This window comes from Mesorhizobium sp. M2A.F.Ca.ET.043.02.1.1, assembly GCF_003952405.1.
Taxonomy (GTDB): Bacteria; Pseudomonadota; Alphaproteobacteria; order Rhizobiales; family Rhizobiaceae; genus Mesorhizobium.
Map to the genome: position 1 here is coordinate 2,865,081 of NZ_CP034445.1, position 22,849 is coordinate 2,887,929.

Genomic DNA, 22,849 nt, shown 5'->3' on the forward strand with positions numbered 1-22,849 from the left:
ATGGTTCGATGCATCCATTGCCGGCAGCGACCGCAAAAGGAGCCTTCGCATGATCGACCAAGCCACGCTCATCACCTACATCGCGGTCGTGTTCGGCTTCGTCTTCATTCCGGGACCGGCGACGCTGCTCACCGTGGCGCGCGCGACGAGCTCGGGCACGAAGGTCGGCATCGCCACCGGCGCCGGCGTCGCGGCGGGCGATGTCATCCACACCATCATGGCCATCGTCGGCATCTCGGCCATCATCGCCGCCTCGGCGATGCTGTTCAGCATCGTCAAATATATCGACGCTGCCTATCTCGTTTACCTCGGCATCCGCGCCATTCTCGAAAAGGCGCCGGCCGATCTGGCGGGCAGGACGCTACCGATCTCGGCGGGAAAAGCCTTTCGGCAGGCGATCCTGACCGAAGTGCTCAACCCGAAGACGGCTCTGTTCTTCCTCGCCTTCCTGCCGCAATTCGTCCACCCGCAAGGCGGTTTCGTGGTGCTGCAACTGATGGTGCTGGGCATCATCTTCGTCCTGCTCGGCCTCTTCAGCACGGTCGTCTTCGCCGTCAGCGCGGGCGGACTGGGTTCCTTCCTGCGCCGCCATCCGGCGGTGCTTAGATGGCAGGGCAAGGTGGTCGGCGGCATCTATTGCGCGCTCGGCATACGGCTCGCGCTGCAGCAGCGCTGAATTTTTTCCCGGCCTGCCTCCAGCCAGTCGCCGTTAAACCTATCTTCACCATGCTGTGGCACAGTTGCTGTCCTGCGGCGATGTTTGAGTACCGCGGCGGCGCAACCAGCGCCCAGGCAACAGGCCCGCGCTTTACGGCGCGGGCTTTTCCTTTGAGAAGCGGATACTCAGCCTAGGAAATCGGCCCGGTGAGGCGCGAAGCTGTCGACCAGGCGCCCGGCCTCCAGCGCCTTGACGCCATGCACGAGATTGGAAGGCACGATGAAGCTGCTTCCGGTCTCGAGGATCTCCGATCGGCCGTCGATGGTGACCACGAAGCGGCCCTCGGCGACATAGCTTGCCTGGACATGCGGATGCGAATGCAGCACGCCGACGCCGCCCTTTTCAAAAGCGAATTCGACCATCATCAGTTCGTCTGTATGCACCAGCACGCGCCGGCGATTGCCATCCGGCGTCGGTTCCCAGGCTTTTGCGCCTGCGTGTGAGAAAATATCGCTCATCGTCCAATTTCCATTCGAAGCATGACGTTCCCCCCTGCCAAACCATGGGCGCCGGCTCAGAGCCGGTAGGCCTTCTTGGCAAGCGTATAGGCAAGGTCGCGCGCCAGCTCATGCGCCTCGTCCTCGCGCAGCCGATGCTCGGCGACCAGCCGCGCCAGGAAGGCGCAGTCGACGCGGCGTGCGACGTCGTGGCGCGCCGGGATAGACGGAAAGGCGCGCGTGTCGTCGTTGAAGCCGACCGTGTTGTAGAAGCCTGCCGTCTCGGTAGTCATCTCGCGAAAGCGGCGCATCCCTTCCGGACTGTCGTGAAACCACCAGGCCGGCCCCAGCTTCAGCGCCGGATAGACGCCGGCGAGCGGCGCCAGCTCGCGTGCGTAGCTCGACTCGTCGAGCGTGAACAGGATGATCGTGAGGTCGCGTTCCAGCCCGACGCAGTCGAGTAGCGGCTTCAGCGCCGTCACATAGTCGGCGCGCGTCGGGATATCGAAGCCCTTGTCGCGGCCGAATTTCTGGAAGACGGAAGGCGAATGATTGCGCCATGATCCGGGATGGATCTGCATCACCAGGCCGTCGTCGCGGCTCATCTTGGCCATTTCGGTCAGCATCTGCGCCCTGAACAGCCGCCGCTCGCGCTCGTCGTCGGAGCCGCGGCGGATACGGTTGAACAGCTCCTCGGCCGCCGCATCGGAGAGATTGGCGGTCTCCGCGGTCGGATGGCCGTGATCGGACGAGGTGGCGCCGAATTGCTTAAAATAGGCACGTCGCTGCCGATGCGCATCGAGATAGCCTGTCCATGTGCCGGTGTCGCATGCCGTGATGTCGCCGAGGCGATCCAGATTGCCCAGGAATCCTTCGAAATCGGGATCGATCACCGCGTCCGGCCGGTAGGCCGTGACGACGCGGCCGTTCCAGCCGCTGTCGCGGATCGTCCGGTGCCATTTGAGATCGTCGAGCGCGCCGTCGGTCGTGGCGATCACCCCGATATTGAAGCGCTCGAACAGCGCGCGTGGACGATAGTCGTCGCGCTGCAGCAGCGTGGCGATCGTATCGTAAGTGCGATCGGCGGAAGCGGCGGTGAGCGGCTCCTCGATGCCGAACAGATGCTCGAACACATGGTTGAGCCAGAGCCGGGTCGGCGTGCCACGGAAGAGATAGTAATGCTCGGCGAAGCGCCGCCAGATCGTCCGGCCATCGGTCTCGCCCGGCGCGCCATCGAGCGTCGGCACGCCGAGCTCTTCCAGCCGCAAGCCCTGGCTGAACAGCATGCGAAGGATGTAATGATCGGGCACGATCAGCAATTGCGCCGGATCGGGGAACGGCTCGTTGAGCGCATACCAGCGCGGGTCGGTATGACCATGCGGGCTGACGATGGGCAGGTCCTTCACGCCGGCGTAAAGGGCGCGGGCCAGCGCGCGCGAATTCGCCTCGGGCGCAAACAGCAGATCGGGATCGGTTAGTGCGGCCACTTGGCTCCTCTCGGATTGCATTGGAGCATGATCTCGAACCGAGGGTCGGTGAACGCAAAAAACGGGTACCCGCTTTTGCAAAAGATCATGCTCCTAGATCGCAATGGCGATTCAACGAAACGCCATCCTGATCCAACGGTGAATCTGTCGGAGGCAATGTCAACATGCAAAACGATCGATTGCATGGCGACTCTCGAAAGCAACGCAGCCATTGTGCGCGCCGACAGCGGATGTTACGTCGCTGCCATCGTTTTCGCCCGGCATCAGGCGGGCAACCCGATCGGAGACTTCGCTTCCCATGAAAGGTCGCCTGTCCAATGCCACAATCGCGAAGCTGCCGGCCGAAGCCCTGGTTCCTCGGTACGCCCGCAATTCTGTCACGCCCGGCATCGTCCATCTCGGCGTCGGCGCCTTCCACCGCGCGCACCAGGCCGCCTATGTCGATGCCTGCCTGGCGGACGGCGAGAGCGATTGGGGCATCGTCGGCGTCTCGCTGCGCAGCCCCGACACGCGCGACGCGCTTCAGCCGCAGGATGGGCTCTACACGCTGGCGATCAGGGACAGCGCCGGCGAACAGCTGCAGGTGATCGGTTCGATCCAGTCCTTGCTCGTCGCTCCGGAGTATCCCGGCGCGGTGCTCGCCGCGCTGACCGACCCGCGCATCCGCATCGTGACGCTCACCATCACCGAGAAGGCCTATCTCAGGGCAGCCGACGGCAGTCTCGACGGCGCGCATCCCGACATCGTCCACGACGTCGCCCACCCCGGATCGCCGAAGACGGCGCATGGCTTTCTCGCCGAATCACTGGCGCGCCGTCGCGCCGCCGGCACGCCGCCTTTCACGGTGCTCTGCTGCGACAACCTTCCGGCCAACGGAGCTACGCTGCACCGGCTGCTGATCGAATTCGCGAAGCTGCGGGATGCCGATCTCGCGCGCCATGTCGCCGACGAAGTTGCCTTCCCGTCCTCCATGGTCGACCGCATCGTGCCGGCGACCACGGATGCCGACCGGACGCGCATCGGCCAACAGCTCGGCCTCGAGGACGCATGGCCGGTAATGACCGAGCCCTTCCGCCAATGGGTGATCGAGGACCGTTTTCCGGCCGGCCGGCCGGCCTGGGAGAAATTCGGCGTCATCATGGTCGAGGATGTCGGTCCCTTCGAGGACATGAAGCTGAGGCTGCTCAACGGCGCGCATTCAGGCATCGCCTATCTCGGCCTGCTCAGCGGCCACGCCACCGTCGACCGCGCCTTTGCCGATCCGTCAATCCGGCAGTTCGTCGACTGGCTTTGGGCCGAAGCCATTCCGACGCTGCCGCAGGATGCCGGGCTCGACACAACCGCCTACACAGCCGAGCTCGCAGATCGGTTTTCGAACACCGCGCTCGCCCACCGCACCGCGCAGATCGCCAATGACGGCAGCCAGAAGCTGCCGCAGCGCATAGTCGCTTCAGCGCTTGCGCGGCTGGAAGCGGGCCTGCTGCCGGAACACCTCTCGCTGGTTGTCGCCGCCTGGATCGCGGCATGCGCCGCGCGCGGCGGTGCTTTGCCAGAAGGCCATTTCACCGATCCGCTCGACGCCGCCCTCGGCGACCTGTTCGGCCGCAATCTGCCGACGGCGGAAACGACGGCAGCCGTGTTCGACCTCGCCGGCTTTGCCAACGGTCACGCGGAACGACAGAGGCTGATCGAGTTTGTTGCCACCCACCTCGTCCATTTCAAGCAAGGCGGCCCGAAGCTGGCCTTTGCCGCGCTCGGCATTGGCAACGAGCCGCCCAGGCTGGCCGATTAGCCAGTTTCTTAACACAGAAGTTTTGACCGGTTGGTTAGTGTGCGTTGGCAGATCCCATGCCTTGGCGATTGGCCGAGACGCCTATCGCGGTCGAGGTTCAGGAGCCTTCAGCTCATCGCCGGCGTTTACGCCGGAGGCGGGAAAAACGGGGCAAACAAAAAGCGGGGCAAGCCCGCTCTTTAAATCGCTTCTCTGCAGCCGAAATTAGGCCGGGATCAGCGCGCCTTCCAGCGTGGTGAGCTGGGCGAGGAACTGCTCGGCGCGGCTGCGCGCCACGTCGTCCTTGGCGTCGGCGGCGTCTTCCCTGGCGTCCTGGATGCGACGCGCCAGGTCCGCGCGGTCGATGTCGTTCACATGCACGGCCGATTCGGCCAGCAGCGTGCAGCCGGACGGCAGGATGTCGGCGAAACCGCCGAACACGACATAGCGGTCTTCCTTGCCGCCGGCCGCCTTTACCGTGACGACACCGGGCTTGATGGTGGTCATCACCGGCGCGTGCTGCGCCATCACCGTCATCTCGCCTTCGGCGCCCGGGATGACGACGGACTCAACCTGCTCGGAAACGAGCAGCCGCTCCGGCGAGACCAGTTCGAACTTGAAAGCTTCAGCCATGATCAATTTTAGCGAATGGTGAATGGTGAATGGTGAATGGCTCAGATGACCTTCACTTCAGCCCGATTTCCTATCCGCTACTCCCTATTCACCATTCACTATTGACCATTCACCGGCTTAAGCCGCTTCAGCCGCGAGGCGCTGGGCCTTCTCGACCGCTTCGTCGATGCCGCCGACCATATAGAAGGCGGCTTCCGGCAGGTGGTCGTAGTCGCCGGCGCAAAGGCCCTTGAAGCCCTTGATGGTGTCGGCGAGGTCGACCAGCTTGCCCGGCGAACCCGTGAACACTTCGGCGACGAAGAACGGCTGCGACAGGAAGCGCTCGATCTTGCGGGCGCGGGCGACGGTCTGCTTGTCCTCTTCGGACAACTCGTCCATGCCCAGGATGGCGATGATGTCCTGCAGCGACTTGTAGCGCTGAAGGATCGACTGCACCTGACGGGCGACCTGGTAGTGCTCCTCGCCGACGACCATCGGGTCGAGCATGCGCGAGGTGGAATCCAGCGGATCGACGGCCGGGTAGATGCCCTTTTCCGAGATCGCGCGGTTGAGCACGGTCGTGGCGTCGAGGTGGGCGAAGGAGGTGGCCGGCGCAGGGTCGGTCAGGTCGTCGGCCGGCACGTAGATCGCCTGCACCGAGGTGATCGAGCCCTTGGTCGTCGTCGTGATGCGCTCCTGCAGCGCGCCCATGTCGGTGGCCAGCGTCGGCTGGTAGCCCACGGCTGAAGGAATGCGGCCGAGCAGCGCCGACACTTCCGAGCCCGCCTGGGTGAAGCGGAAGATGTTGTCGACGAAGAACAGCACATCCTGGCCCTGGTCGCGGAAATATTCGGCGACGGTGAGGCCGGTCAGGCCGACGCGGGCACGCGCGCCCGGCGGTTCGTTCATCTGGCCGTAGACGAGGGCGGCCTTGGAGCCCTGGCCGCCGCCCTTCTTGTTGACGCCCGATTCGATGAACTCGTGATAGAGGTCATTGCCTTCGCGGGTACGCTCGCCGACGCCGGCGAACACCGAGAAGCCGCCGTGGGCCTTGGCGACGTTGTTGATCAGTTCCTGGATCAGCACGGTCTTGCCGACGCCGGCGCCGCCGAACAGGCCGATCTTGCCGCCGCGGGCGTAGGGTGCCAGCAGGTCGAGAACCTTGATGCCGGTGACCAGGATCTGCGCTTCCGTCGACTGGTCGACATAGGCCGGGGCCGGCTGGTGGATGGCGCGCATTTCGATGCCGTCGACCGGGCCTTCCTCGTCGACCGGCTCGCCGATGACGTTGATGATGCGGCCGAGCATGCCCGGACCGACCGGAACCGATATCGGCGCGCCGGTGTCAAAGACGTCCTGCCCGCGGACCAGACCTTCGGTGGAGTCCATGGCAATGCAGCGCACGGTGTTCTCGCCGAGATGCTGGGCAACCTCGAGCACCAGGCGGTTGCCGACATTGTCGGTTTCCAGCGCGTTCAGAATGGCCGGCAGGTGATCTTCGAACTGCACGTCGACGACGGCGCCGATGACCTGGCGGACCTTGCCGGCGGCGCCGACGCGCTTGGCCGCGACGCTCGCCGCGGAAGCCGCGGCCTTGGCCGGAGCGGCCGCCTTCTTCGCCGGAGCGGCGGCCTTCGCGGCTGCTGCCGGGGCCTTTGCCGCCTTCGGGCCCGATGCCTCCTTGGCCGCGGTCTTCGGGGTAGCTGCTTTCGCCATCGTCTTTGCCCTTTTCGTCTATCCGTTGTTCACGCCGCTGCGAGGTCTTGGGACCCCGCCCGCGCGCGCTTAGAGCGCCTCGGCGCCCGAAATGATTTCGATCAGTTCCTTGGTGATCTGCGCCTGCCGCTGGCGGTTGTAGGTGATCGACAGCCTATTGATCATGTCGCCGGCATTGCGCGTCGCATTGTCCATCGCGCTCATCTTGGCGCCCATCTCGCCGGCCGCGTTTTCCAAAAGCGCCCGGAAGATCTGCACCGCGATGTTGCGCGGGATGAGGTCGGAGAGGATCTCGCCCGGCTCCGGCTCGTATTCGTAGACAGCGGTGGCGCCGTTGTCCGTCGCGGCGGCGGCCGAGGCCTGCGCCGCCGGAATGATCTGCTGCGCCGTCGGGATCTGGCTGATCACCGACTTGAACTGCGAATAGAACAGCGTGCAGATGTCGAAGCCGCCTTCGTTGAACAGGTGGATGACCTTGCGCGCAACCGCATCGGCGTTGACGAAGCCGAGCGTCTTGACCTCGCGCAGGTCGACGCGTTCGAGGATCAGCGCGCCGTAGTCGCGGCGCAGGATGTCAAAACCCTTCTTGCCGACGCAGATGATCTTCACCTGCTTGCCGTCGGCCAGCAGCCTGCGGATATGGTCGCGGGCAAGCCGCGCGATCTGCGAGTTGAAGCCGCCGCACAGGCCACGCTCGGCTGTGCAGACGATGAGCAGATGCACATCGTCCTTGCCGGTGCCCGTCATCAGCGCCGGGGCATCGCCGCCGCCGCCGATTGCCTGGGTGATGTTGGCCAGAACCGCGCCCATGCGCTCGGAATACGGTCTGGCTGCTTCCGCCGCCTCCTGCGCGCGACGCAGCTTCGCCGCGGCGACCATCTGCATCGCCTTGGTGATCTTCTGCGTCGCCTTGACCGAGGCGATGCGGTTACGAAGGTCTTTTAACGAAGCCATGCTTCAAACCTGATCCCGTGCGTCCGGCTTCGTTCAAGCGAAGGTCTTGGCGAAAGCGTCGATTTCCGCCTTGAGCTTGGCGCGCAGATCGTCCGACAGCGCCTTCTCCTTGCGGATGCCGTCGAGCACGTCCTTGCCGGCCGAGCGCATGTGGCTGAGCAGGCCATGCTCGAACTTGCCGACCTGGTTGAGCGGCAGCTTGTCGAGATAGCCGTTGACGCCGGCGAAGATCACCGCGACCTGCTCTTCCGTCTTCAGCGGCGAGAACTGCGGCTGCTTCAAGAGTTCCGTCAGGCGCGAACCGCGGTTCAAGAGGCGCTGCGTGGCGGCGTCGAGGTCCGAGCCGAACTGCGCGAAGGCCGCCATTTCGCGGTACTGCGCGAGTTCGCCCTTGATCGAGCCTGCGACCTGCTTCATCGCCTTGATCTGCGCCGAGGAGCCGACGCGCGACACCGACAGGCCGACGTTCACCGCCGGACGGATGCCCTGGAAGAACAGATTGGTCTCGAGGAAGATCTGGCCGTCGGTGATCGAGATCACGTTGGTCGGGATGTAGGCCGACACGTCGTTGGCCTGCGTCTCAATGACCGGCAGCGCGGTCAGCGAGCCAGCGCCGTTGTCGTCGTTGAGCTTGGCGGCACGCTCGAGCAGGCGCGAATGCAGGTAGAAGACGTCGCCCGGATAGGCTTCGCGGCCCGGCGGGCGGCGCAGCAAGAGCGACATCTGGCGATAGGCGACGGCCTGCTTCGACAGATCGTCATAGCTGATCAGCGCATGCATGCCGTTGTCGCGGAAATACTCGCCCATGGTGCAGCCGGCGAACGGCGCCAGGAACTGCATCGGCGCCGGGTCGGACGCTGTGGCGGCGATGATGATGGAGTAGTCGAGCGCGCCGCGCTCCTCCAGCACCTTGACGAACTGCGCGACGGTCGAGCGCTTCTGGCCGACGGCGACGTAGACGCAGTAGAGCTTTTCCTTCTCCGGGCCGTTGTCGTGCACCGACTTCTGGTTCAGCATCGTGTCCAGGATGATGGCGGTCTTGCCGGTCTGGCGGTCGCCGATGACCAGCTCGCGCTGGCCGCGGCCGACCGGGATCAGCGCGTCGATGGCCTTGAGGCCGGTCGACATCGGCTCATGCACCGACTTGCGCGGAATGATGCCGGGCGCCTTGACGTCGACGCGCTTGCGTTCGGTCGCCTGGATGGGGCCCTTGCCGTCGATCGGGTTGCCGAGGGCGTCGACGACGCGGCCGAGCAGGCCGGGGCCGACCGGAACGTCGACGATGGCGCCGGTGCGCTTGACGGTGTCGCCTTCCTTGATGTCGCGGTCGTTGCCGAAAATGACGACGCCGACATTGTCGGCTTCGAGGTTCAGCGCCATGCCGCGGATGCCGCCCGGGAACTCGACCATCTCGCCGGCCTGGACATTGTCGAGGCCGTAGACGCGGGCAATGCCGTCACCGACGGACAGTACCTGACCGACTTCGGAGACCTCGGCCTCCTTGCCGAAATTCTTGATCTGGTCTTTCAGAATTGCGGAAATTTCCGCGGCGCGGATGTCCATCAGCCGACCTCTTTCAGTGCAAGCTTGAGCGAATTGAGTTTGGTTTTGAGCGACGTATCGATCTGGCGCGAGCCCATCTTGACGATCAGTCCGCCGAGCAGCGACGGATCGACGGTCATGGCGATGGCCACATCCTTGCCGGCGATGCTCTTCAGCGTCGCCTTCAGTTCAGTCTGCTGCGCGGCCGTCAGCGCATGCGCCGAGGTGACCTCGGCGGACGCCTCGCCGCGATGGTCGGCGGCGATCTGGCGGAACGCCTTGATCATGCCGGGCACCGCGAACAGGCGACGGTTCCTGGCGACGACGCGCAGGAAATTGCCAACGAGACCGGTTATGCCTGCCTTGTCGGCAATGGCCGCGATGGCCTTGGCCTGGTCCTCGCTGGAGAACACCGGGCTGTCGATCAGCCGCTTGAGATCGTCGCTGCCGTTGAGCATCACCTCGAAGCTCGTGAGGTCGGCCTCGACCTTGGCGACTGAATTGTCCTGCAGAGCAAGCTCGAACAGCGAGCCTGCGTAGCGTTCTGCGACAGCTGAGATTGGCGATGACGATTGGGCCACGGACCGTCTTTTCTCTTGTCTGACAGGCCGCAGATTGTTGGCGCGAGCGGGAACTCTGGCTAAATCTTTGACCTTACTGCATTTTTCCAAGCACGGAGGTGCGGCTTCCGCTATCCCCGGTCGAAAGTCGATTGCCGTCTAGCACAGGCTTTTTAAGACCGCAATGCATCGTCCGGCATGGTTTTCAGGCACTTTTGTCGCATCAGGCGGCAGAGTCCAGCGGAAGTGCTGGATTCATGGCACAAAGCCGAAGGCGAAGGCGAGTGGCAGGGCCGCAAGCGCCAGCTCGACAACGATCGAAACCCAGTTGAACGGCGTGTTGGCGCCGTCCGACATCATCGACAGCAGGCGGCCGAAAGCGGTGAAGAGCCACGAGAAGCCCAGCGCCATGTAGAGCAGCGGCTGCGCCAAAAGGATGCAGCACAGGCTGACGCCGAGATAGAAGCCCGACATGCGGCCGCGCCCCTCGGCGATCGCCGCCGCCTTCTCCGGCCTGGGCTGCAGCCGCAGCACGCGAAAGGCGAGTCCCGGCGCCAGGAACAGGAATAGGCCGAGCGCCAGGGTCACGACAGCGCTCGACCAGGCCAGCCATTCGCCCTGGCTCGCGGGCCACGGAAACGCGAAATCCATCTTATCCCCCTCGTAAAGTCTTGTTCTGAAATTGCCGGCATTCTAGCGGAGGAAAACCGGCACGCCAGATGGCGGCCGGCACATTAGAAAAGACGCATCAGACGAGCGGCTGGTCACGACAGCGCGAAGTCGACCGCGGCCTCGGCATGGATGCGTGTGGTGTCGAACACCGGAACGTCGAAATCGCCCTGGCCGATCAGCATGGTGATCTCGGTGCAGCCCATGATGACGCTGTCGACCTGATCGGTGCGGCGCATCCGGCCGACCTCGTCGAGATAGGCGGATTTTGATTCTCGCCTGACGATGCCCTGGCAGAGCTCGTCATAGATCACCTTGTGCACCATCTCGCGGCCGGCCTGGTCCGGCACCACGGGCTCGAGGCCGTATTTGTCTACGAGACGGCTTTTGTAGAAATCCTGCTCCATGGTGAAGCGCGTCGCGAGCAGCGCCGGACGCCTAACCCCAGCTTCAACGACAGCGCGTCCGGTGGCGTCGGCGATATGGATGAGAGGGTTCGAGATGGCCGCCTGCACCGCGTCGGCCAGCTTGTGCATGGTGTTGGTGCAGATCACCAAGCCTTCCGCGCCGCCCGCCTCCAACCTTCGGGCCGCCTCCACCAAAAGCGCGGCGGCGCCTTCCCAGTCGCCCGCATGCTGCCGTTCGGCGATCTCGGCGAAATCGAACGACCACAACAACAGCTTTGCCGAATGCAGCCCGCCCAGCCGCTCGCGCACGATCTCGTTGAGCAGGCGGTAATAGATCGCCGTCGATTCCCAGCTCATGCCGCCGATCAGGCCGAGGGTTTTCATAGGCGAGCACTCCGCTGAGCTGTCTTTCTCGTTTATAGGAAGCTCTGCGGGTCGATGTCGACCTGCACGCGCACCGAGCCGCGCAGCTTCGGCCCCTCCGCCAGCATGGCGCGGATGAAACCCTGCATATCGGCGCGCCGTTCACCCTGGACAAGCAAGCGGAAGCGGTGACGGCCGCCGATCAGCGACAATGGCGCCTCGGCTGGGCCGAGCACGAACAAGTCCGAAGCCTGGGGCGCCGCGCGCCGCAAGCCTCGCGCATGGCCCTCGGCCTCGCCCCGCGTCGCCGCGCTCACAATGATGCCGGCGAGCCGGCCGAACGGCGGCAGCCCTGCACGCTCGCGCTCGGCGATCTCGCGCTCGTAAAAAGCTTCCGAATCGCCCGAAACGATCGCCCGCATCACCGGGTGATCCGGCTGGTAGGTCTGCAGCAGGCCAAGGCTCTTCTTGCCGGTGCGGCCGGCGCGTCCCGTCACCTGGCTGAGCAGCTGGAAGGTGCGCTCGGCGGCGCGCGGATCGCCATTGGCAAGCCCGAGATCGGCGTCGACCACGCCGACAAGCGTCATGCCGGGAAAATTGTGACCCTTGGCGACGAGTTGCGTGCCGATGACGATGTCGGCTTCGCCATTGGCGACGGCTTCGAGCTCGAGCCGCAACCGGCGCACGCCGCCCAGAAGGTCAGACGACAGCACGATGGTGCGCGCGTCCGGGAAATGGGCGACCACTTCCTCGGCGATTCGCTCGACGCCGGGGCCGCAGGCCACCAGATGGTCGAGCGTGCCGCATTCCGGACAAGCCTCCGGCCGCCGCTCATTATGGCCGCAATGATGGCAGACGAGCTGGCCGCGAAAGCGATGCTCGACCAGCCAGGCCGAACAGACCGGGCAGCCGAAGCGATGGCCGCAGACGCGGCAGAGCGTCAGCGGCGCATAGCCGCGCCGGTTGAGGAAGAGCAGCGACTGCTCCTTCCTCTCCAGCGTGCGCTGCATCTGTTCCAGCAGGACCGGCGACAGGAAGCCGCCGCGCGCCGGCGGCGAGCGCCGCATGTCGATCGACTTCAGATCGGGGAGCGCGGCTTCCGCGAAACGCGACGACAGCACGGCCCGGTCGTAGCGGCCCTGGCTGGCATTGACCCGGCTTTCCACCGACGGCGTCGCCGAGGCGAGCACGACGGGAAAGCCGCCGATATGGCCGCGCACCACCGCCATGTCGCGCGCATTGTAGAAGACGCGGTCTTCCTGCTTGTAGGCGGGATCGTGCTCCTCGTCGACGACGATCAGGCCGAGTTCCTTGAACGGCAGGAACAGCGCCGAGCGCGCCCCGGCGACGACGCGCACGCCGCCCTCGGCCACTTGCCGCCAGACGCGTTCGCGCATCCGCGGCGGCAGGTCCGAATGCCACTCCGCCGGCTTGGCGCCGAACCGGTCCTGGAAACGTTCGAGGAAGGCATGGGTCAACGCGATTTCCGGTAGCAGGATCAGCACCTGCCTGACCTTGTCGAGGGCCGCCGCCACCGCTTCGAAATAGACTTCCGTCTTGCCCGAGCCGGTGACGCCATCGAGCAGAGTGACGTTGAAGGCATCGGCAGCGATTGCCGAGCGCAGCCTGTCCGCCGCAGCTTCCTGGTCCGGCATCAATTCCGGCATTGCGTGAGAAGGGTCGGGCGCGGCCACGACCGGCCGCGGCGGGATCATCACCGTCTCGAACACGCCCTGCGCCCGCAATCCGTCGATCACGGTCGAGGACACGCCCGCCGCATGCGCCAGGCCCGAGCGCGTCCAGGCCAGCCCGCCTTCGGCCGTCTCCAGCACGCGTCGCCGCGCGTCCGTCAACCGGTCCGGCTCGGCCAGCGTGCGCTGCAATCCCTCGATCCAGGGCTCCGGGTCGAACGCTTCGGGAGCGCGGAGTAGCATCCGCGCGACCATGCCTGGCGCCGACAGCGTGTAATGCGCGATCCAGTCGACGAAGCGGCGCATGGCCCGGTCGATCGGCGGGCAGTCGAAGACCTCCTCGATCGGCCGCAACTTCTTCGCGTCGACCGTCTCGACCGCGCCGTCCCAGACAATGCCCGCGACCTGGCGCGGCCCGAGCGGCACGCGCACGATCGAGCCCGGCACCACGCGCATGCCGGGCGGCACGGCATAGGTGTAGGGCCGTTCGGCAGGCATCGGCACCAGCACCGGCGCGGCCGCGACAAAGGGCGAATCTTCGATCATCAGGCGTGACCTTGCCCTGACTTTGGTCTAGATCAAAGGGGACCCTCTCATCTGCCTGGCGCCCGCCGGGCAATCCCCAAGGAGACAGCCATGAAGTTTTTCGTCGACACCGCTGACATCAAGGAAATTAAAGAGCTGCACGATCTGGGGCTTCTCGACGGCGTCACCACCAACCCGTCGCTGATCCTGAAATCGGGCGGCAAGATCGCCGAAGTCACCAAGCAGATCTGCGACATCGTCGAAGGCCCGGTCTCGGCCGAGGTCGTGGCGACCGAATTCAATCAGATGATGGCCGAGGCCGAGGTGCTGGCCAAGATCGCGCCGAATGTCTGCATCAAGGTGCCGCTGACGCTGGACGGGCTGAAGGCCTGCAAGACCATCCGCACCGAGATGAAGCGCATGGTGAACGTGACGCTGTGCTTCTCGGCCAACCAGGCGCTGCTCGCCGCCAAGGCCGGCGCTTCGTTCATCTCGCCCTTCGTCGGCCGCATTGACGACACCGGCTCGGACGGCATGGAGCTGATTTCCGAGATCCGCACCATCTACGACAATTACGATTTCAAGACCGAGATCCTGACCGCCTCGGTGCGCACGGTGAATCACGTCAAGCAGGCGGCGCTGATCGGCGCCGATGTCGTCACCGCGCCGCCGGCGACGCTGAAGGCGCTTGTCAATCATCCGCTGACCGACAGGGGCCTCGCCGCCTTCCTCGCCGACTGGGCCAAGACCGGCCAGAAGATCGGCTGAGACCGACATCTCGCCAGACCAGAAAAAGGCCGGGTGACCGGCCTTTTTTCTTGGCAAAGTGTCTATACCTTGGTGGGTCGCATGCCTTGGCGATTGGCCGGAGCGCCCATCGCGATCGTCATCCACGGGCGAAGCAAGGAGCGAAGCGACGCGGCGCAGACCCGAGGATCCATGCCGTGACATACGAGCGTCGCAACGGCGCAGAATTCTGCTCCGCTGCACCTTCGCGTTGAGGTAACGGAATGGATCCCAGGGTCTCCGCGACGCCGCTTCTTGGCTGCTCCGCCCAGGGATGACGACGTCGGGGAAGCTTCGGCCAATCCCCGGCGAGGAATTAGGCTTTCTTGCCGTGCTTGGCCAGATCCTGCGCGATCGACAGCCGCAGCAGATCGGCCAACTCGCGCGCCGCGCGGTTCTCGGCATCGATCTGGGCGCGATAGGCCGCGAATTCCTGGCGCGGCCGGTCGAAGGACGACGGGATCGAGCGCTTGCCGACGGCAATCACCGTGTTGGTCGCGGTGTCCCTGAGCACATAGTTGGCGGTCAGCGTGACCGTGCCCGCCGTCGGCTCGTCTTCCTGGGTCTGCACCTGCACGATGGCCGCCGATTCGACCAGTTCGGTGACGCCGAGATCGAGCGTGTAGGCCGGCGAGGCCGGCTCGCCCGAGCCCTGCCCGAAAGCGAAGATCAGATTGTTGCGCACCTGCTGCGCATAGCGGGTGTTGACCGGCTTGATCGAGATCGAGGCGAGCTCGGCGGACGCGCTGAGCTGCGATCCGGGCGACAGCGGCTGGTTGGAATAGAGCGGCCGCACGGTGCAGGCCGAGACCAGCGCAAGCGCGGCGACCATGCCGCAGACCGCCAGGCGGCCGCGCAGGCGGATCGCTTGTGGCTTCACCGGATCAGGCAACGACATTGACGATCCTCTGCGGGACGATGATCACCTTGCGCGGAGCCTTACCCTCCAGTGCTTTTTGCACGAAGTCGAGAGCCAGCACCGCTTTTTCGACGGCACCTTGATCCGCGTCGCGGGCAATTGTCAAATCCCCGCGCTTCTTGCCGTTGACCTGCACCGGCAGCACGATCTCGTTGTCGACGACCAGCGCCGGATCGTAGACCGGCCACGGCCGCTCGGCGACCATCTCGGTCCCGCCCAGCGCCTCCCAGCATTCCTCCGCCAGATGCGGCATGACCGGCGCGATGATGTGCACCAGGATCTCCACCGCCTCGCGGCAGGCGCCCTTCAGCGCAGCATTGGCCTTGCCTTCGGCGACGTCGTTGAGCGGCGTCGCCAGCGCATTGGCAAGCTCATAGATGCGGGCGATCGCGCGGTTGAAGCCGAGCTTCTCGATGTCCTCGCCGACCGCCCTCAGGATCTTGTGCGCGGCCTTGGACACGGCGCCCGCATCGCCATCCTTCGCCGCTGCCGGCTTTACGCCGGGCAGAGATTCGGCGGCGATCTGCACCAGTCGCCAGATGCGCTGCACGAAACGGTGCGCGCCGGCCGCGCCATCGTCTGTCCACTCGACGTCGCGCTCCGGCGGCGAGTCCGACAGCATGAACCAGCGCGCCGTGTCGGCGCCGTAGCCGTCGGTGATCTCTTCCGGGCTCACCGTATTCTTCTTCGATTTCGACATCTTCTCCAGCGCGCCGATCGTCGCCTCCTCGCCGGTGGCGATCTCAAAGGCGAGGCGCTTGCCGCCGACATCCTCGAGCCTGACCTCGCTCGGCGACAGCCAGCGCCCGTTGTTGGACGGGCCGCCGACACGGTAGGTCTCGTGCACCACCATGCCTTGCGTGAACAGGCCCTTGAACGGCTCGGCGAGATTGAGGTGACCGGTCTCGCGCATGGCGCGGGTGAAGAAGCGCGAATAGAGCAGGTGCAGGATCGCGTGCTCGATGCCGCCGATATACTGGTCGACCGCCAGCCATTCATCGGCCGCTTTCGGCTCGGTCGGCTCATTGGCCCAGGGCGCGGTGAAGCGGGCGAAATACCAGGACGAATCGACGAACGTGTCCATCGTGTCGGTCTCGCGCCGCGCGTCGCGGCCGCATTGCGGGCACTTCACATGCCGCCAGGTCGGATGCCGGTCGAGCGGATTGCCCGGACGGTCGAACTCGATGTCGTCGGGCAGCTTCACCGGCAGGTCGGCCTTCGGCACCGGCACGACGCCGCAGGCTTCGCAATGGATCATCGGGATCGGGCAGCCCCAGTAGCGCTGGCGCGAGATGCCCCAGTCGCGCAGGCGGAAATTCACCTTGCGCTCCGCCATCGGCCGGCCGCCGATCGTCTTTGCCTCCAGCAGCTTCGCCACTTCATTGAAGGCCTTTTCGGGCTTCATGCCGTCGAGGAAGCGCGAATTGATCATCACGCCGTCGTCGACATAGGCCTCCTCGATGACCTGGAAGGTCTTGGCGTCGCCGTCTTCGGGCATCACCACCGGGATCACCGGCAGGCCGTATTTGTTGGCGAAATCGAGGTCGCGCTGGTCGCCCGACGGGCAGCCGAAAATGGCGCCCGTGCCATATTCCATCAGCACGAAATTGGCGACATAGACCGGCAGCGTCCAATTCTCGTCGAACGGGTGGACGACGCGGATGCCGGTGTCGAAGCCCTTCTTTTCGGCCGTCTCCAGCGCCGCCACCGAGGTGCCCATATGGCGGACTTCCTCGATGAACTTCGCCAGCTCGACATTCTCCTCTGCGGCCTTCCTCGCCAGCGGATGGTCGGCGGCGACGGCCATGAAGGAAGCGCCGAAGATGGTGTCGGGCCTCGTCGTGTAGACTTCGAGCTCATGCGCGTCGCCAACCGGTTTTGCCAACGGCCAGCGGATCAGCAGGCCTTCGGAGCGGCCGATCCAGTTGTGCTGCATCAGCTTGACCTTCTCCGGCCACTCCTCGAGCAGGTTGAGCGAATCCAGCAGATCCTGCGCGAAGTCGGTGATCTTGAAGAACCACTGCGTCAGCTCGCGCTGCTCGACCAACGCCCCCGAGCGCCAGCCACGGCCGTCGATGACCTGCTCGTTGGCGAGCACCGTCATGTCCTCCGGATCCCAGTTGACCTTGGAGGATTTGCGCGTCACCAGCCCCTTCTCGACGAAGTCAAGGAACAGCATCTGCTGGCGGTGATAGTAGTCGACGTCGCAGGTCGCGAACTCGCGCGCCCAGTCGAGCGACAGGCCCATCATCTTGAGCTGCTCGCGCATGACGGCGATATTTTCGTAGGTCCAGTCCTTGGGGTGGACCTTGTTCTGCATGGCCGCGTTTTCAGCAGGCATGCCGAAGGCGTCCCAGCCCATCGGATGCAGCACGTTGAAGCCCTTGGCCCGCTTGTAGCGCGCCACCACATCGCCCATCGTGTAGTTGCGGGTGTGGCCGATATGGATCTTGCCCGACGGATAGGGGAACATCTCGAGCACGTAGTATTTCGGCTTCGGATCGTCGTTGCGAGCCTCGAACAGCTTCTTTTCGGCCCAGGCCTTCTGCCATTTGGGCTCTGACGTGCGCGGATTGTAACGTTCGGTTGCCATCGGATGTTTTTCACTTAAAAGCAGGTGCGCGGTGCTGGATTAAGGCGTGTGTTGATATTCAGGTCAGGCCGGCATTCGCAGGCCGGCATCGCCCGAATATCGACACGCCCAGGCCGGCAGCCGAGACAATGTCGTCGCGGTGTTCACCATGGATTGCCGGACCCGTCAACTGCGGCGAGCCGGCCCGGCCATGAAAACTATAGGCAGGATAGTGGCATGACGAACGCCGTAGAGCAGCTTCACGCGGTCAAGGCGAAGATAGCAAGCGCCGAGCGCGAGGCAAGGCGCGAGCCCGGCGCGGTCACCCTGGTGGCGGTGTCGAAGACCTTCGCGGCCGAGGACATCCGCCCTGTGATCGAGGCCGGCCAGCGTGTCTTCGGCGAGAACCGCGTGCAGGAAGCGCAGGGCAAATGGCCGGCGCTGAGGGAGGCATTTGCCGATCTGGAGCTGCATCTGATCGGCCCGCTCCAATCCAACAAGGCCAAGGAAGCCGTCGCGCTGTTCGACGTCGTCGAGACCGTCGACCGCGAGAAGATCGCCGCGGAGCTTTCAAGGGAAATGACCAGGCAAGGCCGGACGCCAAGACTCTATGTCCAGGTCAACACCGGCTCCGAGCCGCAAAAGGCAGGCATCGAGCCGCGCGAGGCGGTCGCCTTCGTCAAGCGCTGCCGCGACGTTCATGGCTTGGCCATCGAAGGCCTGATGTGCATCCCCCCGGCCGATGAGAACCCCGGCCCGCATTTCGCGCTGCTGGAAAAGCTCGCTCGCGAGGCCGGCGTTGAAAAACTGTCGATGGGCATGTCCGGCGACTATGAGACTGCGATCGCCTTCGGCGCGACCAGCGTCCGGGTGGGATCGGCGATCTTCGGCAGCCGGTAGCCTGCGCCCCGTATCTTGCGCCGGTATCGATTGATATCTGCGGCTACCGCGTTATATCTAGCCAAGCTAGCTAGGAGCAGCAAGATGAACTGGCATCTTCAGGACGCGAAGAACAATTTCTCGAAAGTGGTCCAGCGGGCGCGAACCGAGGGACCGCAGACCGTGACACTTCGCGGCGAACGTGCCGCGGTCGTCCTCTCCGCAGACGACTACGATCGCTTGGCCGGGAAGAAGAAATCGCTCGTCGAGTACCTATTGAGCGGTCCAGGTTGGGACGAGGAGTTTGACAAGGAAATCACCCGTCGCTCGGACACGATTATCCGGGACATTGATCTCTGATGTATCTGCTGGACACGAACGTCGTGTCGGACGTGCAAAGACGGTTGCCTAAGCCGACTGCCTGGATAGCTTCGATTGATCCGGCGTCGATCAACCTTAGTGTCATTACGCTGGGTGAGATCGAGCGAGGAATCGTCAAACAGCGTAAGATCGACCCTGAAAGGGCGGCTCGGCTCGATATCTGGCTGCGAGAACTTCGAAGAGACAATACGGACCGCATTCTCGCGATCACGGAGGAGGTCGCTCTTGCCTGGGGTCGCATAACGGCGGGACGCACACGGGGGAGCGCCGACTCGCTTATTGCGGCGACCGCCCTCGTGCACGACCTGATCCTGGTCACGCGAAACGTCGCCGACTTCGAGGGCGTCGGCGTTACAGTCCTCAATCCCTGGGAAGTCTGACCGTTCTGGGATCCGCCGGCGGGCAACTTCACGCCAAGTTGACTACCGTGGTTGTGCCAGCGCTTGAAACGAAACGGCCCGTTCCTATTTGCTTGTGGTCACTCACTCCTTCTCTCGGGGAATCCCACCATGCGCTACAACCAGCTTGGCAATACCGGCCTTTTCGTTTCCGAACTCTGCCTCGGCACCATGACGTTCGGCGCCGCCGGCGAGAATGCCCAATGGGGGCTGATCGCCAGTCTCGACCAGAAGGGCGTCAACGAGATCGTCGCCCGCTCGATCGCCGCCGGCGTCAATTTCTTCGACACGGCGGATGTCTATTCCTTCGGCCAGTCCGAGCAATTGCTCGGACAATCGCTCAAGGATCTCGGCATCAAGCGCTCGGACGTCATCATCGCCACCAAGGTGCATGGCGCGATGGGCAACGGCCCGAACGAGCGCGGCTCGTCGCGCGGCCACATCATGGATTCCGTCGACGGCAGCCTGAAGCGGCTGCAGCTCGACCATATCGATCTCTACCAGTTGCATGGCACCGACACGGTGACGCCGATCGACGAGACGCTGCGCGCGCTCGACGATCTCGTCGCCAGCGGCAAGGTGCGCTATGTCGGCGTCTCCAACTGGCAGGCCTGGCGCATCGCCAAGGCGCTGGGCATTGCCGAGCGCAAGGGCTTCGCCCGTTTCGAGACCATTCAGTCCTATTACTCGATCGCCGGCCGCGATCTCGAGCGCGAGATCGTGCCGCTGATCAACGAAGAGAAGCTCGGCCTGATGGTCTGGTCGCCGATGGCCGGCGGACTGCTCTCCGGCAAATACGGCCCTGGCGCTCCCGGCAATGGCGAGGGCCGCCGCGCCTCCTTCAACTTCCCGCCGGTCAACGAAGACCGCGCCTGGGCGGCGGTCGCCGTCATGCGCGAGGTGGCGAAGAAGCATGACGTCAGCGTTGCCACCGTGGCGCTTGGCTACGTGCTGGCAAAACCTTTTGTGATGAGCGTCCTCATCGGCGCCAGCCGCATGGACCAGCTCGAGCAGAACCTCGCCGCTACCGGCTTGCAGCTCGATGCCGACGATCTTGCCAGGCTCGACGAGGTGAGCGCGCTGCCCGCCGAATATCCCGGCTGGATGCTTGAGCGGCAGAGTGCCGGCCGGCGTCCGGCGCCGTTCGTGCCGAAGGCGTGATCTATCTCCAATAGGCTGGCTTTTTTCGGGAGCCGCGCTGTCTAAGCGCGGCTCTTCCATTTCAGAGCCGGACAGTTTCCGCGAGAAAGTCGAGAAAGGCCCGCACCCGCGCCGGCAGATGCTTGCCGTGGCCGACATAGACGGCGTGCGTCGGCTCCTCGTCGCCGGGATTGAACGTCTCCAGCAGCGGCACGAGCCGCCCTGCGGCGATGTCGGGCTCGACATGCCAGCGCGCCAATCTTGCGATGCCCGCTCCGGCCAATGTCGTCAGCCGCATCGCTTCGCCATCGGTCAGCGACATGTTCCCGACGATCGGCAGGATGATCGATTTGCCCGCGGCATCAATGAAAGGCCAGCCGTCGATATGCCTGGCGAAGCCGAAGGCGAGCATGTTGTGGCGGGCAAGGTCGGACAATGCGCGCGGCGTGCCGCGTGCTGCGAGATAGGCGGGGGACGCAACCAGCACCATCCGGCTCTGGCCGAGCTTGCGCGCCACCAGGCGCGACTCGCTAAGCGGTCCGGCGCGTATGGCGACATCGGCCCGCTCCTCCAACAGGTTGATGACATTGTCGGTCAGCACCGCTTCGACGGAAATCTCGGGATAGCGCTCCAGGAAACGCGGCAGCAATTCCATCAGCCGGTGCTGGCCGAACGGCACATAGGAGTTGACCCTGAGCTTTCCGCGCGGCGCGGCGCCTGCGGCCGCCTCGCGTTCCGCCGCATCAAGATCGGCAAGGATACGCAGGCCGCTGTCGTAAAAGCTGGTTCCCTCCGGTGTCAGTTGCAGCTTGCGTGTCGAGCGGCTGACCAGCCGCGCGCCGAGCCGCGCCTCCAGCCGCGCGATCAGCTTGCTCACCGCCGAGGGCGTCATGCGCAAGGCCCGCGCCGCGGCGGAAAAACTGCCCGTCTCGGCGACGCGGACGAACACTTCGATCTCGCCGGAGCGGTTGATTTCGGGTCGCGCCATTTGTGAATTTATTTCACAGAAAATATGCCCATTGCAAGACTGGTTCACAGCTCGACGGATCACGATCTTCGGCATCGGGGCGCGGGACTTGGGCGTCCTTCAGCACCAAACGGACCCTGCCATGCCCCTTGCTCTTTATGCCCTCACCGCCGGCGCCTTCGGCATCGGTGTCACTGAATTCGTCATCATGGGTCTGCTGCTCGATGTCAGCGCCGATCTCGGCGTCTCGATCTCGGCCGCGGGCCTGCTCATTTCCGGCTACGCGCTGGGTGTCGTCATCGGCGCGCCGCTGCTTGGCGCCTTGACCGGCCGGCTGCCGCGCAAGACCTTGCTGCTTGCGCTGATGGTGGTCTTCACCGTCGGCAACTTGGCCTGCGCACTGGCGCCCGACTACTGGACGCTGATGGCGGCGCGTGTGCTCACCGCCTTCGCCCACGCCTCCTTCTTCGGCGTCGGCTCCGTCGTCGCCACCAGCTTGGTCGCGCCCAACAGGAAGGCCTCGGCCATCGCGCTGATGTTCACCGGCCTCACCGTCGCCAACATCCTCGGCGTGCCCTTCGGCACCTGGCTCGGCCAGGCCTATGGCTGGCGCTCCACCTTCCTCGCCGTCACGCTGGTCGGCGTCATCGCCTTTGCCGTGATCGCGCTGCTCGTGCCGCGCGACGAACCGGTAGCAGCAGACGAAGAGGAAAGCTCCGAAGGCACGCTCGCCGTGCTCGGCCGCCGGGCGGTGCTGCTCGGCCTCCTGACCACGGTGCTGAGCTGGGTCGGCGTCTTTGCTGCCTTCACCTATCTGGCGCCGATCCTGACCCGCGTCACCGGCTTTTCCGAGGGAGCCGTCTCGCCGATCCTGCTCGTCTTCGGCGGCGGGCTGGTCGCCGGCAACCTGCTTGGCGGACGCCTCGCCGACCGGCACCTTGTGCCGACGGTCGTCGGCACGCTGGTTGCGCTGTCGGCGGTGCTGTTCCTCATGACCGCGGCGATCCATCAGCCGATCACGGCGATCATTGCCGTGGGCCTGCTGGGTGCCGCCGCCTTCGCCACCGTCGCGCCGCTGCAGATGTGGGTGCTGGAGAAGGCCAAGGGCGCCGGCCAGGGCCTGGCCTCCTCCTTCAACATCGCCGCCTTCAATCTCGGCAACGCCATCGGCGCTTGGCTCGGCGGCTTCGTCATCGATCACGGCCCCGGCCTCGGCGCCGTCCCCCTCGTCGCCGGCCTGGTGCCGATCGCCGCGCTCGGCGTGGTGCTCATGGCGCTGCGTCTCGAACGCGGCAGCGCGATCGGCAAGCCGGTCACGGCGCAGTGCTGAACGCCGATCCCTTCGACATCCAATC

General features: G+C 64.9%; 21 protein-coding genes. 8 read left to right on the top strand and 13 right to left on the bottom strand.

Annotated features, from left to right (window positions below; translation table 11 throughout):
• Positions 1–49 precede the first annotated feature (49 nt).
• Positions 50–676 carry a LysE family translocator gene (locus EJ068_RS13495; RefSeq protein WP_129554592.1) on the top strand — a complete coding sequence of 209 codons (627 nt, stop codon included), beginning with the start codon at positions 50–52 and terminating at the stop codon, positions 674–676.
• A gap of 167 nt (positions 677–843) precedes the next feature.
• Here EJ068_RS13495 and EJ068_RS13500 read toward each other — a convergent pair whose 3' ends face one another.
• Together EJ068_RS13500 and uxaC are read right to left on the bottom strand one after the other, a co-directional pair.
• Positions 844–1,176, bottom strand: coding sequence for a cupin domain-containing protein (locus tag EJ068_RS13500; RefSeq protein ID WP_127249880.1), 333 nt, complete (start codon positions 1,174–1,176; stop codon positions 844–846).
• Positions 1,177–1,232: 56 nt separating this feature from the next.
• Entirely contained in the window at positions 1,233–2,642 is a 1,410-nt protein-coding gene (gene uxaC, locus EJ068_RS13505; RefSeq protein ID WP_127249879.1) for a glucuronate isomerase, read from the bottom strand.
• 298 nt (positions 2,643–2,940) lie between these two features.
• Between uxaC and EJ068_RS13510 the strand changes: the two genes are divergently transcribed.
• On the top strand, positions 2,941–4,434 hold the full coding sequence (locus tag EJ068_RS13510) for a mannitol dehydrogenase family protein (protein ID WP_127249878.1): 1,494 nt from the start codon (positions 2,941–2,943) through the stop codon (positions 4,432–4,434).
• A 204-nt stretch (positions 4,435–4,638) separates the two neighbouring features.
• Here the strand turns inward: EJ068_RS13510 and EJ068_RS13515 are convergent, their stop codons facing one another.
• The 8 genes from EJ068_RS13515 to EJ068_RS13550 form a co-directional block, all read right to left on the bottom strand.
• Positions 4,639–5,046 carry a F0F1 ATP synthase subunit epsilon gene (locus tag EJ068_RS13515; RefSeq protein WP_126080583.1) on the bottom strand — a complete coding sequence of 136 codons (408 nt, stop codon included), beginning with the start codon at positions 5,044–5,046 and terminating at the stop codon, positions 4,639–4,641.
• Positions 5,047–5,163: 117 nt separating this feature from the next.
• Positions 5,164–6,741, bottom strand: a complete 1,578-nt coding sequence (gene atpD / locus EJ068_RS13520) for a F0F1 ATP synthase subunit beta (RefSeq protein ID WP_127249877.1) — start codon at positions 6,739–6,741, stop codon at positions 5,164–5,166.
• A 69-nt stretch (positions 6,742–6,810) separates the two neighbouring features.
• Entirely contained in the window at positions 6,811–7,695 is an 885-nt protein-coding gene (locus tag EJ068_RS13525) for a F0F1 ATP synthase subunit gamma (RefSeq protein ID WP_127249876.1), read from the bottom strand.
• 33 nt (positions 7,696–7,728) lie between these two features.
• Positions 7,729–9,258, bottom strand: a complete 1,530-nt coding sequence (gene atpA, locus EJ068_RS13530) for a F0F1 ATP synthase subunit alpha (RefSeq protein ID WP_126080579.1) — start codon at positions 9,256–9,258, stop codon at positions 7,729–7,731.
• Complete coding sequence (locus EJ068_RS13535; protein WP_126080578.1) at positions 9,258–9,818, bottom strand: F0F1 ATP synthase subunit delta; 561 nt, start codon at positions 9,816–9,818, stop codon at positions 9,258–9,260. Before EJ068_RS13535 ends, atpA begins: the two co-directional genes overlap by 1 nt.
• Before the next feature lie 234 nt (positions 9,819–10,052).
• Positions 10,053–10,448 (bottom strand): DUF4345 family protein, encoded by a 396-nt coding sequence (locus EJ068_RS13540; RefSeq protein ID WP_042645646.1) that lies wholly within the window; start codon positions 10,446–10,448, stop codon positions 10,053–10,055.
• A 113-nt stretch (positions 10,449–10,561) separates the two neighbouring features.
• Positions 10,562–11,257 (bottom strand): aspartate/glutamate racemase family protein, encoded by a 696-nt coding sequence (locus tag EJ068_RS13545; RefSeq protein WP_127249875.1) that lies wholly within the window; start codon positions 11,255–11,257, stop codon positions 10,562–10,564.
• Positions 11,258–11,289: 32 nt separating this feature from the next.
• The gene (locus EJ068_RS13550; protein WP_127249874.1) at positions 11,290–13,473 is read right to left on the bottom strand and encodes a primosomal protein N'; all 2,184 of its coding nucleotides are present in this window, start codon (positions 13,471–13,473) and stop codon (positions 11,290–11,292) included.
• A gap of 90 nt (positions 13,474–13,563) precedes the next feature.
• On the opposite strand from EJ068_RS13550, the gene fsa reads away from it, so the two are divergent.
• On the top strand, positions 13,564–14,220 hold the full coding sequence (gene fsa / locus EJ068_RS13555) for a fructose-6-phosphate aldolase (protein ID WP_126080575.1): 657 nt from the start codon (positions 13,564–13,566) through the stop codon (positions 14,218–14,220).
• A gap of 334 nt (positions 14,221–14,554) precedes the next feature.
• Here fsa and lptE read toward each other — a convergent pair whose 3' ends face one another.
• Both lptE and leuS read right to left on the bottom strand, forming a co-directional pair.
• Entirely contained in the window at positions 14,555–15,136 is a 582-nt protein-coding gene (lptE, locus tag EJ068_RS13560; protein WP_127249873.1) for an LPS assembly lipoprotein LptE, read from the bottom strand.
• Positions 15,123–17,750: a leucine--tRNA ligase gene (gene leuS, locus EJ068_RS13565; protein ID WP_126080573.1), complete on the bottom strand. Its 2,628-nt coding sequence runs from the start codon at positions 17,748–17,750 to the stop codon at positions 15,123–15,125. The genes lptE and leuS overlap by 14 nt, the downstream gene beginning before the upstream one ends.
• A gap of 216 nt (positions 17,751–17,966) precedes the next feature.
• Between leuS and EJ068_RS13570 the strand changes: the two genes are divergently transcribed.
• The 4 genes from EJ068_RS13570 to EJ068_RS13585 all read left to right on the top strand — a co-directional run bounded on the left by EJ068_RS13570 (position 17,967) and on the right by EJ068_RS13585 (position 20,548).
• Positions 17,967–18,629: a YggS family pyridoxal phosphate-dependent enzyme gene (locus tag EJ068_RS13570; RefSeq protein ID WP_126080572.1), complete on the top strand. Its 663-nt coding sequence runs from the start codon at positions 17,967–17,969 to the stop codon at positions 18,627–18,629.
• Positions 18,630–18,713: 84 nt separating this feature from the next.
• Positions 18,714–18,968, top strand: coding sequence for a type II toxin-antitoxin system Phd/YefM family antitoxin (locus EJ068_RS13575; protein WP_126080571.1), 255 nt, complete (start codon positions 18,714–18,716; stop codon positions 18,966–18,968).
• Complete coding sequence (locus EJ068_RS13580; protein ID WP_126080570.1) at positions 18,968–19,369, top strand: type II toxin-antitoxin system VapC family toxin; 402 nt, start codon at positions 18,968–18,970, stop codon at positions 19,367–19,369. Before EJ068_RS13575 ends, EJ068_RS13580 begins: the two co-directional genes overlap by 1 nt.
• A 129-nt stretch (positions 19,370–19,498) precedes the next feature.
• Entirely contained in the window at positions 19,499–20,548 is a 1,050-nt protein-coding gene (locus EJ068_RS13585) for an aldo/keto reductase (RefSeq protein ID WP_126080569.1), read from the top strand.
• A gap of 61 nt (positions 20,549–20,609) precedes the next feature.
• Here EJ068_RS13585 and EJ068_RS13590 read toward each other — a convergent pair whose 3' ends face one another.
• A complete protein-coding gene (locus tag EJ068_RS13590) occupies positions 20,610–21,515 on the bottom strand; it encodes a LysR family transcriptional regulator (RefSeq protein ID WP_127249870.1) in 906 nt (301 codons plus the stop codon).
• Between the two features lie 121 nt (positions 21,516–21,636).
• On the opposite strand from EJ068_RS13590, the gene EJ068_RS13595 reads away from it, so the two are divergent.
• A complete protein-coding gene (locus EJ068_RS13595) occupies positions 21,637–22,824 on the top strand; it encodes an MFS transporter (RefSeq protein ID WP_126080567.1) in 1,188 nt (395 codons plus the stop codon).
• Positions 22,825–22,849 lie beyond the last annotated feature (25 nt).